Source organism: Pseudomonas mandelii, from assembly GCF_024138395.1.
Lineage (GTDB): Bacteria > Pseudomonadota > Gammaproteobacteria > Pseudomonadales > Pseudomonadaceae > Aquipseudomonas > Aquipseudomonas mandelii_E.
This window is the reverse complement of record NZ_JAMYDU010000012.1, coordinates 22967-34620: the sequence shown is the minus strand read 5'-3', so window position 1 is coordinate 34620 and position 11654 is coordinate 22967. Positions and strand designations below refer to the sequence as shown.

Annotated in this window: 18 protein-coding genes; 8 read left to right on the top strand and 10 right to left on the bottom strand. The window is 57.3% G+C overall.

Annotated features, from left to right (window positions below; genetic code table 11):
• The first annotated feature begins 17 nt into the window (after positions 1–17).
• A complete protein-coding gene (locus tag NHU87_RS18085; RefSeq protein ID WP_253551367.1) occupies positions 18–659 on the top strand; it encodes a DUF6988 family protein in 642 nt (213 codons plus the stop codon).
• Between the two features lie 24 nt (positions 660–683).
• On the opposite strand, the gene NHU87_RS18080 is transcribed toward NHU87_RS18085, so the two are convergent.
• Entirely contained in the window at positions 684–1652 is a 969-nt protein-coding gene (locus NHU87_RS18080; protein ID WP_253551366.1) for an HNH endonuclease signature motif containing protein, read from the bottom strand.
• A gap of 36 nt (positions 1653–1688) precedes the next feature.
• On the bottom strand, positions 1689–1931 hold the full coding sequence (locus NHU87_RS18075) for a hypothetical protein (RefSeq protein ID WP_046064449.1): 243 nt from the start codon (positions 1929–1931) through the stop codon (positions 1689–1691).
• Between the two features lie 1195 nt (positions 1932–3126).
• Between NHU87_RS18075 and NHU87_RS18065 the strand changes: the two genes are divergently transcribed.
• Both NHU87_RS18065 and NHU87_RS18060 read left to right on the top strand, forming a co-directional pair.
• Positions 3127–3387, top strand: coding sequence for a hypothetical protein (locus NHU87_RS18065; RefSeq protein ID WP_253551365.1), 261 nt, complete (start codon positions 3127–3129; stop codon positions 3385–3387).
• A 167-nt stretch (positions 3388–3554) separates the two neighbouring features.
• Complete coding sequence (locus NHU87_RS18060) at positions 3555–3794, top strand: hypothetical protein (protein ID WP_253551364.1); 240 nt, start codon at positions 3555–3557, stop codon at positions 3792–3794.
• Between the two features lie 12 nt (positions 3795–3806).
• On the opposite strand, the gene NHU87_RS28685 is transcribed toward NHU87_RS18060, so the two are convergent.
• Complete coding sequence (locus NHU87_RS28685) at positions 3807–4049, bottom strand: nucleoid-associated protein (protein ID WP_437180839.1); 243 nt, start codon at positions 4047–4049, stop codon at positions 3807–3809.
• A gap of 165 nt (positions 4050–4214) precedes the next feature.
• Here NHU87_RS28685 and NHU87_RS18050 point away from each other — a divergent pair, with 165 nt between their 5' ends.
• Together NHU87_RS18050 and NHU87_RS18045 are read left to right on the top strand one after the other, a co-directional pair.
• On the top strand, positions 4215–4409 hold the full coding sequence (locus NHU87_RS18050; protein ID WP_253551363.1) for a hypothetical protein: 195 nt from the start codon (positions 4215–4217) through the stop codon (positions 4407–4409).
• A gap of 127 nt (positions 4410–4536) precedes the next feature.
• On the top strand, positions 4537–4722 hold the full coding sequence (locus NHU87_RS18045; protein ID WP_253551362.1) for a hypothetical protein: 186 nt from the start codon (positions 4537–4539) through the stop codon (positions 4720–4722).
• Positions 4723–4815: 93 nt separating this feature from the next.
• Here the strand turns inward: NHU87_RS18045 and NHU87_RS18040 are convergent, their stop codons facing one another.
• Positions 4816–5652 carry an NAD(P)H-binding protein gene (locus NHU87_RS18040; protein WP_253551361.1) on the bottom strand — a complete coding sequence of 279 codons (837 nt, stop codon included), beginning with the start codon at positions 5650–5652 and terminating at the stop codon, positions 4816–4818.
• Between the two features lie 180 nt (positions 5653–5832).
• On the opposite strand from NHU87_RS18040, the gene NHU87_RS18035 reads away from it, so the two are divergent.
• A complete protein-coding gene (locus NHU87_RS18035; RefSeq protein WP_253551360.1) occupies positions 5833–6498 on the top strand; it encodes a TetR/AcrR family transcriptional regulator in 666 nt (221 codons plus the stop codon).
• Positions 6499–6503: 5 nt separating this feature from the next.
• On the opposite strand, the gene NHU87_RS18030 is transcribed toward NHU87_RS18035, so the two are convergent.
• The 3 genes from NHU87_RS18030 to NHU87_RS18020 form a co-directional block, all read right to left on the bottom strand.
• A complete protein-coding gene (locus tag NHU87_RS18030) occupies positions 6504–6929 on the bottom strand; it encodes a hypothetical protein (RefSeq protein WP_253551359.1) in 426 nt (141 codons plus the stop codon).
• 51 nt (positions 6930–6980) lie between these two features.
• Positions 6981–7265: a hypothetical protein gene (locus NHU87_RS18025; protein WP_253551358.1), complete on the bottom strand. Its 285-nt coding sequence runs from the start codon at positions 7263–7265 to the stop codon at positions 6981–6983.
• A 305-nt stretch (positions 7266–7570) separates the two neighbouring features.
• On the bottom strand, positions 7571–7798 hold the full coding sequence (locus tag NHU87_RS18020; RefSeq protein ID WP_253551357.1) for a hypothetical protein: 228 nt from the start codon (positions 7796–7798) through the stop codon (positions 7571–7573).
• A 265-nt stretch (positions 7799–8063) separates the two neighbouring features.
• On the opposite strand from NHU87_RS18020, the gene NHU87_RS18015 reads away from it, so the two are divergent.
• Complete coding sequence (locus tag NHU87_RS18015) at positions 8064–8579, top strand: AAA family ATPase (protein WP_253551356.1); 516 nt, start codon at positions 8064–8066, stop codon at positions 8577–8579.
• Positions 8580–8587: 8 nt separating this feature from the next.
• Positions 8588–9049, top strand: coding sequence for a MarR family winged helix-turn-helix transcriptional regulator (locus NHU87_RS18010; RefSeq protein ID WP_253551355.1), 462 nt, complete (start codon positions 8588–8590; stop codon positions 9047–9049).
• A gap of 60 nt (positions 9050–9109) precedes the next feature.
• Here the strand turns inward: NHU87_RS18010 and NHU87_RS18005 are convergent, their stop codons facing one another.
• From NHU87_RS18005 to modC, 3 genes are all read right to left on the bottom strand, one after another.
• A complete protein-coding gene (locus NHU87_RS18005) occupies positions 9110–9367 on the bottom strand; it encodes a hypothetical protein (protein ID WP_253551354.1) in 258 nt (85 codons plus the stop codon).
• A 58-nt stretch (positions 9368–9425) separates the two neighbouring features.
• Positions 9426–10463, bottom strand: a complete 1038-nt coding sequence (locus NHU87_RS18000) for a DNA topoisomerase IB (protein ID WP_253551353.1) — start codon at positions 10461–10463, stop codon at positions 9426–9428.
• A 109-nt stretch (positions 10464–10572) separates the two neighbouring features.
• The gene (gene modC, locus NHU87_RS17995) at positions 10573–11652 is read right to left on the bottom strand and encodes a molybdenum ABC transporter ATP-binding protein (RefSeq protein ID WP_253551352.1); all 1080 of its coding nucleotides are present in this window, start codon (positions 11650–11652) and stop codon (positions 10573–10575) included.
• Positions 11653–11654: the final 2 nt, after the last annotated feature.

Below are 11654 nucleotides of genomic sequence, written 5' to 3'. Positions count from 1 at the left end.
CATCAGGGAAGTCCGATATGACGCTTGAGGAAATGCTCACCCGCTCGGCTGATCTACAGGCCGAGATCCTGCGACTGCTCGAAGGCGTCCCCACACATCCCGGCGAGCGGTTTGAGGCTTCGATGATTGCCTGTGGAGTCGCCCTAGAACACGCTCAGGCACTACGCATTCTGTTCGAGCATGGCAGTCCAACCACCGCGATGTCGGCGCTACGCCTCCAGTTTGAAGCTCTCACCAGGGCGATGTGGATGTTGTACGCTGCGAGTGACCTGGCCATCCAAAAGCTCATGGCACCGCTGACAGAGGAAAGCGCGCGGGTAGCCAATAAACTCCCCCAAGTTGGGGAGATGACAGAGGCTATCGTGAAGAAGGCTCCGGTTGGGGCCTCATCCATGCTGATCCAGTTCAAAGACATTTCCTGGTCGGCGATGAATTCCTATGTGCACAGCGGCATTCACCCGCTGCGTCGGCACCTGGAGGGCTATCCTACCCAACTCGTACTGCAAGTCCTGCGGAACTCCAACGGCTTGATGACCATGACGGGCATGCTCGCGGCGATCCTCACTGGCAATGATTGCTGCATCAACCCGATGCGAGTCATCCAGACAAAGTTTAAGGACTGCCTGCCGCCGCTTAACCCCTTGGCCCCACAGGTGTAGTGGCCCCTCACACTGCGGAGTGGTTCAGCCGAGCCTCTTGGCGTATGTAAGTAGCTGCTTGTTGAGTTCATCCGCATATGGCGCATAGTGCGCTTCGCGGTGACAGCACGGGCACAGGGCCACACAGTTGTAAACACGATCTGACTTCTCGGCCCCTAAGATGTGATGAACATCCAGGAAGCCAGGGAAGTCCCGGCGCTTGCCACAATTCTCACGCTCGCACGCAAACCCGGCCCTTTCGAGTACAGCTCGACGTACATGCGGATCGCGACGGACCTCCGAGCGAAGCACGGGCATACGCTCGCCTTCATCCCGGCCCAGAGTCGAGTAGTCCGGCGTCGGGCAGTCGTCATAGGTATCATCGACCAGTAGCGACTTCACTGCATGGGGAGTGAGCTTGGCTAAATCGATCACACCCGGCCACTGCCATAGTGCATCGGCCACCTCGTGTCCGTCAGGTGTCCGGTCATCCTGCAACCACAGAGTCGGGCTGGTGCCGTTCTGAGCGTGATTCTTCTGTGCTCGTCCCTTCAATCCACGGCGTTGCAGGTCATCGCTAACCTCTCGCTGGCGGTTCCAGATATTGTGCAGACTTTCGATAGGAATGAGCGCGGCGAAGATAATGGCGCCTCCGTCACGCTGTAAAAGCAGATTGTGAGTGAGCCCGCGCTTCGTGTCTCGGGTGGTGATGTGCTCCAGTGTCGCATCCCATCCGCCCGACCGCAGATGCGCCGCCAGTTGAGCCGCGGAGTACTTCTTCTCGTTGGGGTTTCGTCCATCGCGCCTCCAGCACAGTCGGACGCGCATTCTCAGTACCTGGCCATCAGGAGTGCGGGTGACGATGAACTGTTGAGTGGCCACGCCCGTTTGAATTCGCTTGTCGTCAATGACAGCGTAGCCTCGATCTTTCAGGAATGGCGCCAGTGCATCCCTGGATAGTTTTTCCGCAGCATGACTTTCAGGCCCCCGGAAAAGGCGATCTCCTTTCGACATTTTGACACCCTCGCTGTTGATCTATGACGAAGCCGCTCAGCCATATCCAGCACGCGCATCGGCGATGTATTGCAGTGCATCGGCTTTGCGCTCAGCCGAGCAGTCGGCGTGCTTCACCAGCGCCTCACAGAGGCCATAGTCTGCATTGGCCAGGGCGTGCAGCAGGCCCGTGCACAAAAGAACTTCATCGTCATAATCGTCCTGCAACCGCTGATACTGCGCTTTCAACTCGGTAATATGCGCTTCAAGCTGTTCAGAGGGGTTTTCGATATCGGCCATATCGCGGGGATTCCTTTCAGTGCTACATGCTGGTTGCGGACACATTGACCGATTCAGTATAGGCCACAGCCCGTGGGCCTTCGAGAGCCAGGCGGATAGAGGTGGGTGAACTCTGAATCTAGCCCGCCACTAGAGTCCTACACCTTAGCGTACGATTTTTTCCGAATTCTGTAGGCTCCCCGAGAACGGCCCAGAGCCGCCGGTGGGTGGAGCGATGGCGATTGAATAGCTACGCTGAGTCTGTTGCCGGAACTGATTGAGCAGATTGGGCTATCCGTCCGAGGCGTCGTTGACCAAACCATGGCCGACTTTTTCAACAGAATCGGTCGTTCTCTGCCGGTCATGGCCACGAAGCGTGCTGGTCAAATCCGATACAAGTGACTGGTCAGGTCGAATGCAAATGGGTGGGCAAGTCTGTGCAATTACCCAATAGGCAACTGGCTGGAGGCGCGGAGGTGGGTACTTCCCGTTTTAGGTATACGTTTAGGTATATGTGCCTAGCCTAAGAGTAGAGAAAACCAGCAATTAGGCGGTCTTTAGACTCTATGTTCGACCCCGGCTTCGGCACCATCTAAAATCAAGGGTTTGCGGGCGAAAGCTAATGCAAACCCTTGTTTGTTTCTGGTCGGCTTCGACACACCAGCGGCCTCCCTGGCCAATCAAACCTCCTGCGCAACATCGTCACTGTCATTGGCGTGACATCCTCAGACACGATCAGCTACGTCGAGCGGACCTCGTCCTGACTGGCGGGACATGATTCGATCAATCAAAACCTTTAGCTCCCCTGTCACCTCAATTCGCCGTTTGGACCATTGGGCTGATTTGTCCGTCGTATACATTTTCTTTGGTCATGGGGATTCCTCGCCCGCCGACCGGCAGGCTTTATGATTTAATGGGAGTGATTCTTAAAAGGAGTGGTAGAAATTATGGAAAATGTATTTAGAAAGCCGCTGTTCGTAGTGGGGATGTCATTGTTTGTCTGCGGTTTGGGTGTTGAAAGTCCTGGACTCTGGATTCCGGGAGCCGCGTTTATGCTGATCGGATGGAGTCAGCGAAGTAATTGAGCTCCGCTCCAACCCGGCTCGGCAGGGTGCTGAATCTCCCATGCCCAACAATCACCGACCAGTTCGGACCTGCATACTCTCCGCGCTTTCGGGATCAGCTACAGTTGATAGATCATTCAACGGAGGTGCGTATGAGCATCACTGTCTGCGTCGTATGCGGAGATACCGCCGAGAAGGCTTATCCAGTAGGCAGTTTTGATGAGTTTAAATGTGCGAGCTGTGGTTACTACTCAGTCAATCGGCAGTTGATTGAGGAGATGGAGGCAGCCAATCAGGTCTTTGATACTGAGCGCACCCAGCAATATCTGATGATCCACTCTCAGCAGGGCCAAGTGCCTGCGATTACGCGTGTAGAGACTACAAAGCATCAACTGATTGTGGAGAACGCCTGAAAAAGGTGAGGGTTGGTCAGGCTGCAACCTGCTGCCAACCAGTATCTGGTGGGAAGGGATCATAATTGCTTTCCAGTCAGGCGCCGGGCCTCGCCGGCTGGCGTGAAGTGTATTTGTGGACTATTGGTTGATGGACCCGGCGTGAGACCGGATTGAGGAGAGTCGATATGGCTTATTGGGATTCGTACGGTTACCCAGAGAGCGACCCAAAAGTGTGGATCACGTTCGGCCCACAAAAGGATGGTCCCCCGCAGGTGGCGTTTCTCGGCCCTATTCAGCCAGAGGGTGATAGCCCCAAAGCGGTCGAGTATTACCAAGAGGTGGCAGGGCGCTGGACTGACGAGCTTGCAGCCCATGAAGAGTTGGACACAATAGCTCAAGCACTCATTGAACAGAAACGTCTGTAGCCATAAGAGAGATTAGCCAGCTGCGCGTTTGAGCTGATCGGTGAGCTGGCGGGGAAGTCCGCACAGCGTCAGCGTGCCGCCAGCTTCATTGAACTTGATCCTGGAACCCAGCAGGTGCTGCTCAAAGCTGATCGACAGACCATCGGCGCGGCCGGTGAAGTCAGTCCTTATCGACGCCGCGGATTCAGCCGGTGGCTGCTCAGTGCCATGCCCCAAACTGATCGCGGCGATAGCCGCCGCCTTCAAATACAGCACGCATACCTCCTTACCCAACTCTCGGATTTTTCCTACGATTTAGGCGGGAGTTATCCGCTATTCCGGAATGGATTAATAAGAAATATTGAGAGGGCAGGAAATGGTAGAAATCGCCGACAGTTTGGCGAGAACCTTTAGAACAGCAAAATCCGAAAGGATTAACTCATGTTACAAAACGACCGCGACAATCTCGAGCTCGATAAATTACAAGTCGAGATCCGAAAGTTCATGGCCGAAACCCGCAAATTCATGGCGGAGGAAGGCAAGCTCAAGCAAGAGACCTTCTGGTATCCGTTCGCGGTGGGGGCTGGTATGGTGACCGCCATCGTCGCCGCTGTTGGCCTTTGGACCAAGCTCTGAGCACCAGTATTCGCGGCCGCGGGGCCATCCATCGGCGGTTCTTGAGTTTTGCCGTTGCGCAGCCCACATTGCCTAACATGGGTTCACACAGCAGACGCGACCCGTGACCTGCAAAGGAAGACGCAGTATGTCCATACAACCTACGAATCAAGCCAGCATTGAGCAGCTGCACCGCGATGTGGCCGCGCTGGCCGAAGAAATGCGCAGCCCGGCCCCGACCGCCACCCGCGCTACTCTGCTGCCGTTCAGTATCGGTGCCGCGTTGGCCCTGGCGACTTTTGTCGTCGTCGCCTTGGTGGCTCGACTGATCTAATCTCGTGGTCCCCGCTGGGTCGGGCACGATGGCACCACGCATTTCTTGAATCCTCAGCCTGGCAATTTTTGACAGACTCCTTCCTCTGCAATTTCAGCTTTCGCCACCCCAACCCCCCGTAACTGCCGTGCGCCGAACATAATCGGTGAAGTCCCGCGCAGGCCGGCCCAGTGCACGCTGCACACCGTCGGCAATCGGTGTATTGCGGCCATCGAGTACCGTTGTGAACAGATACAGCACCAGGTCGATCAACTGAGCGGGCAGTTGCTCCTGTTCCAGCGCCTGCCGATAAGCCTGCGGCGGTACGGCGACAAAACGGATATCGCGTTGGGTCTCGCGGGCGATTTCATTGACGGCTTCGGCAAAGGTCAATGCTCGCGGCCCCGTCAGTTCATAGAGCTGGCTTGAATGGCCGGGTTTGGTCAGCGCCTCGACAGCGATTTCGGCGATGTCTTCTGCATCGACGAAGGGCTCTGCAATGTTCCCCACGGGCAGTGCCAGTTCTCCCTGAAGAACCGGCTCCAGAAAGTGCGCCTCGCTGAAGTTCTGGCTGAACCAGCTGGCACGCAGGATGGTCCAGTCGACGCCGCTGTTTTGTATCACTCGTTCAGCTTGTTCCGCTTCGACTTCACCACGCCCGGACAGCAGGACCAGTTTGCTGACGCCGCTTTTGACGGCCAGATCGGTAAACGCCTGGACGGTTTCGAGGGCACCGGGGACGGCGAGGTCTGGTTGATAGGCGATGTAAACGGCGTGGATTCCCTCCAGCGCGGCATTCCACGTGGTTTGATCCTCCCAGTCGAACGGTGGATTCGCCGCGCGCGACCCCTCGCGCACCGGCTGTCCGGCCGCTTTGAGTCGTTGGGTGATCCGTCGCCCGGTTTTGCCTGTGGCGCCGAGGATCAGAATTGTCTCTTGGGTGGCTGTCATCGCGTTCATCTCCATCGGTTAATGTGAGTGATGCTCATGTTTAAAAGATGATAAACGCTCACGTTCTACCGTCAACCGACAAAATCGTAGAAGCCGACGTATGGCTGCTGCCCATTGGGCGCAATGACAGGTGGTGCTAAGGTGAGTGCTTGTCATGTTTATAAATCGGGAAATCCACCAGTGCGAAAGAAAGCAGCCGCTGGGTTCGAACAATCTGTTTCAGAGCCGACCCGACGCAATCCCACGCAGCAACGCAGCCGCGAGCGTCAGGAGCGAATCCTGGGCGTGGCGACTCAACTGATCGCGACCAAGGGCAGCGATCAGGTGAAGATGAGCGAAATTGCCGAGCGCTCTGAGATTTCTATCGGCTCTCTGTATCAATATTTTCCCGATAAGAGTTCGATCATCCGCACGCTGGCCGAGCGTTATAACGCCGAGAGTCGTCGCTGTATCGAAGGGGCACTGGCTGCGGTCGAGGATGCGCAAGGATTGCGCGAAGCCTATTCGGACCTGCTCGATCAGTATTACGAGATTGTTCTGGCTACGCCTGCGATGCGTGATATCTGGTCTGGCATGCAGGCGGACAAACAGCTTCTGGCGTTGGAGCTGGAGGAGAGTCGTGTCGCTGGCGGGTTGTTGGCCGATGCGATGTTGCGAGTGTTTCCCGACAGCGATGCGCAGCAAGTGACCGATGCAGCCTTTTTGATCTGGCACCTGGGTGAGGCGACCATGCGATTGGCCATCTCTTGCGCGCCCGAGGAGGGCCGGCGCCTGGTCGAGGCGTTCAAACGCATGTCGCTGGGTGAAATCATGGCACCGGCGACCATGAGTAACTTCAGCTCATAAAACAGCTACTTCTCCGTCCATTTCCCACCACCGGTTTCGCAATCGATCTTGGCCTGCGGCAGGTTCTCGATGCTGTAGTAATACGTAATGACTTGGGCATTGTCGGGGATGTTCAGCGGTTTGCTGTTCTTGTCCTTGCTGATGGACTGAGGGTTGGCCAGTGCCTCTGCGGTCAATTTACCCAGGCAGGTGGCTCGATAGCGATCGCCGCACTGTGCGACTTTTTTCTTGGTGCTGGTCAGCATTTCCTTGCTCTCATTGCTGCAGGACCAATCGATAGAGTCCACGGGCATGCCTTCGTACTCATAACAGGAATGCGTTTCGATCACGGGAACTGAAGGGCTTTGGGATCGGGTTTTGACGTCGCACCCTTGGGCCATCACCCACGTGGGGCACAGGCAGACGATCAGAAGCAGAAGAAGTCTGTTCATCGGTATTTCCTCTCCTATAGCGAGCGCCCCATGTCGGGGTTCGGGAGTCAGCTACACGAATGGCTGGCCCGTGAAACCACGCGGCAGTCTTTGCAACCCGGGCATTTCGATCAGTCGCTGGGTCCAGGCGGCGCGCCAGTCATTGGCGGTGTGGGCGGCTTTGGTTTTGCGTGCGGCCCGACGGGCAGCGTTGCGTTCGGCTTTGCGTGCTTCTTTGAACGCATCGGTGTTGCGGCAGCTTCGGCATTTCACGCGGGTCAGTATTCGGCTTGAAGTCAGGTTGCTGCCTTTGTGTCCGCAGGCCAGGTGCCCGCCGACTTTGAAGTGAGTGACCACGAGGCATCTCCTTCGTGACGTGTAATCGTTCGACAGACGGGCGAGGGCGTTCGTTCGCTATATAGGAGGCAAAAAAAAGGCCCGCATGCGGGCGGGCCAGGGGATTTCTTGAAAGGAGTGGATGCACTGTAGGGCATGAGTTGTGAAGGCCGTGTGAAATGGGAAAGACACGAACAAAAAAATCCCGGCAAATCTGGCCGGGTGGGTGTGTAACGCATGACAGGCAGGTATAAGCCTGGTGACGATTGTCACCGTTCAGGTGCCCTGAATGGGGCTTTGTGCCTGGCTCAAGTACTTGGGTCGATTCATCTGAACCGAGGCAGCGGCGGCTCGACAGGTTTGAGTGAAGACAACGCGCTGCGAATCTGCGGCGTGTCTTTCTCGATGTCATTCAGACGATCGCGAATCCTGAGGGCTGTCGGATGCCCTTGGTTATCAACCCAATCGGCGATTTCCTTGCATGCAGCGGCAAGGCGCGCCTGACGGGAGTCAAGCAGGGTAAGCAGGGTGGTGATGGACTCTTTCTCGGACATGACATACACCTCCGTTCAAAGAAATCGGGCAAAGGGCAACAAAAAGCCCGCGAGGAGCGAGCTTTCTGCCGATGGGGTCGCTGATCCTTCAGCTCCTTTGAGTATAGACCCGGAAATAGTGTGCCCGGATTTTTTGAGCAGCCGTAACGGTCGGAACATCGGCTCCCGGTTGAACACTGAACATCAATCCTGATGATGTTGTTGCCAGATGCATGTGCTATGGTTGTGTACTCAAGCATTAATCATCCAATAACCAGAAGCCATCATGAACAACGATCAGCGAACCGCGCACCTGATTTACGGCCCGATTGCTTCAGGAAAATCAACCTTTGCCCGCAAACTTGCCACGGAGGTCAACGGTGTTCGCTTCGCCATTGACGAGTGGATGCAGGCGATGTTCGGGGCTGACGTGCCTGAACGAATGGACATGGCGTGGGTCATGCCTCGCGTGGCCAGATGCCAGGCGCAGGTCTGGTCAGTCGCACAACAAATACTTGGCACCGGAACAGATGTCATTCTGGAGCTTGGCTTGCTTCGAAAAACGGATCGGGATTCGATCAAGGCGAAGGTTGAACAAGCGGGGCATGTGGTGCTTTTCCACTTTGTCGATGCCCCATTGCCAATTCGCAAGCAACGTGTGCTTCGCAGGAATTCGGAGAAGGGGGAAACCTATTCGTTCGATGTGACACCGCAGATGTTTGAGGCAATGGAGTCCCGCTTCGAACGTCCGACCGACAGTGAACTGTCGGACTCGCACCTTGTGCGAGCGCCGCAAGAATGAGCACAGTCGTGAATACAGCTGACAATGGCAGCGCGGACGCAGGTCTTGAGTTTTGCATCAGATTGTCGCGCGCCTATGCCACTCTGACGCGGCGCCTTGATAACGTGTTGTCCGGCTTGCACGGGCTCAGTTTTGCCGATTTCATGACCCTCTATTACCTTGAGCGCGCGCCGGGTGGCAGGCTGCGTCGAGTGGATTTGGCTGAGCGCCTGGGCTTGACCGCTTCAGGTGTCACTCGCAGCTTGCTTCCCCTGGAAAAATTGGGCCTGGTATCACGACAGCCTGACCCGAGGGATGCACGAGTGGGCTACGCAACACTCACGGATTCTGGACGCGAGCTCTTGGGCCATGCCGTTACGTCGGTGCGCTCTGTTGCACAAGATGCAACCGAATGGGTTGCATCCGAACAGATCGAGGCGGCATCTGCACTACTCGGACGACTGGCAGGGATGAACTCGTCTAATAGTTAGAAGCGCGATTGGGGCAGTCATTTCGAATGCTGCGCGGCTCCCAAAATGAAGGAGCCGGCTTCAGGCCTGCCGGGACTTCGGCGCACTGACCGCGTTTAGCCGCCGACATTCGCGCGCGGCGTCCTCTTCGAGATCGAAGCCGTCACCGATGAAGCCGCGAGTGCGGGTATCGGTGATGCGATACCAGACGGCAGCATCGGGTGGCGGGTGATCGGGTTCTCCGGCCCGGCGACCATGAATGATGATCTTGTTGCAGCGTTTCACAACGAAAATGTCTTCCATGGCGTCACCGAAGCTAATCGTATTCAGGTCAAGCATAGAAGCCCTTTGCAATCATGCAAAAAAATGGGCAGGTCAGCTCGTCGGTTAGTTCGCCTCACGGTGTTTCAGCCGTCTCGATCAGCTTATCCAGAAGCACCGCCAGCGCGACTTCTTCGGCCTTGAGCCTTTTACGCCCCCTCGATCGCGGCAGTTCGGACAATGCCCCCTGCATGAAACCATCGACGACGGCGGGGTGGATGTAGCACTTGCGACAAACCGCCGGGGTGTTGCCCAACTGCCGGGCGACGTTCTTGACCATGTCCACCACATGCCGCTTCGCGTCGGCCTCCGATTCCCACTGCAATTCGCGCAACACTGCCAATGCCAGTGCACTGCCGGCCCAGGTGCGGTAGTCCTTGGCGGTGAAATCGGCGCCGGTCAGCGTCTGCAAGTAGGCGTTGACGTCGGAGGAACTGATGGTGTGCCGCTCGCCGTTTTCGTCCAGATACTGAAAGAGGTTTTGCCCGGGGATTTCCAGGCAACGCTTGATGATCCGCGCCAGGCGCCGGTCTTTGACGGTGATCTGGTGCTCGATGCCGCTCTTGCCGCGAAACTGGAACAGGATCGCGCTGCCGTTGACCTCGACGTGACGGCTACGCAGAGTGGTCAGGCCATAGGAACGATTGTCCCGGGCGTATTGCCTGTTGCCGACCCGGATCAGTGTCGCATCGAGCAAGGTAATCACCGTGGCCATGACCTTGTCGCGGCTGAAGCCGGGCGCGGCCAACAGAGTTTCAAGCTGTTTGCGCAGTTTCGGCAGGGCCAGGCCGAAGTCCCGCAAACGCGAATATTTGTCGGCATCGCGCACTTCTCGCCAGCGCGGGTGATAACGGTATTGCTTGCGGCCACGAGCGTCGCGGCCGGTGGCTTGTAGATGGCCGCGCGGGTCGGGGCAAATCCACACGTCGGTGTAGGCGGGCGGCACCGCGAGTGCTTTGATGCGTTTGATTTCATCCTGATCAGTAATGCGCTGACCCGCCGGGTCGAAGTAGCAAAACTTGCCGCGCAGGAGCTTGCGGGTAATGCCGGGCTGGCGGTCATCGACATAATGCAGGTCGGGCGGCAGAACATCGGGCAACGCGGTATCTGGCATGACGGGCAATCCTGGGCGACGAATCATGGGGCGTTAAGCCATTGACCGCGCGCTGTTGCCGGGGTGCCTAGAGAATGCCTGGAGAATCCCTTGAGAGCGCCGACAGATTTTATGCCAGCACCGCCACCGCTTTGATTTGCGCCCAGAGTTGCTGTCCAGGGTGCACACCCAATTGATCCCGGGAGTAGCGGGTGATCCGCGCCAGCAGCGGTGTGCCGGCCGCATTCAGGCGGATCAGTACGTGAGCGGCGTTATCGGCACCGATTTCACTGATCACCGTGACCGGCAGGCGATTGAGAATGCTGCTGTGCTCGACGCCTTGCAGGCTCAGGCTGACATCCCGCGCCTGGACCTTGCAGCGTAGTGCCTGGCCTTCAGCCATAGGTGAATGGGCGACTCGAATGCTCAGCTCCGTGTTGGGCAGCTGCAAGGTCAACAACTGATAGTTGGCGTCATAGGCGCTGACGTGTCCTTCAATCACCACGCCGGCATCGTCACCCAGCGCCAGCGGCAGATCGAGCCGGGCCAGGGTTTCGCCGATGGCGCCGCTGGCCAAAGCCTTGCCGTTGCTGAGCAGGACGAGGTGGTCGGCGAGCCGCGCGACTTCATCCTGGGAATGGCTGACGTACAGCACGGGGATGTCCAGCTCATCGTGCAGCCGTTGCAGGTACGGCAGGATTTCGTTTTTACGCTGGGTATCGAGCGCCGCCAGCGGCTCGTCCATCAGCAATAGTTTCGGGCTGGTGAGCAGGGCGCGAGCGATGCCGATCCGCTGGCGCTCGCCACCAGAAAGGTTCTGCGGCTCACGGCCGAGCAAATGGCCAATCCCCAGCAACTCAGTGGCATGCGCCATGTCGACCCGGCGCTGTTGGCGAGGGATGCGCTTGAGGCCGAACTCCAGATTGGCCCGCACCGATAAATGCGGGAACAGGCTGGCTTCCTGGAAGACGTAACCCAAGGCGCGTTTATGTGGCGGGACGAAAATCCCCTTGTCGCTGTCCTGCCAGACTTCATCGTTGACCTGAATAAAACCCTGCTCGGCCTGCTCCAGACCGGCGATGCAGCGCAGGCAGGTGGTTTTACCCGAGCCGGAATGGCCGTAAAGCGCAGTCACTCCGCGGCCGGGCAGTTGCAGGTCCACATCCAGGGAGAATCCCGAATAATTCAGTTTCAAGCGCGTGTGAATCATCG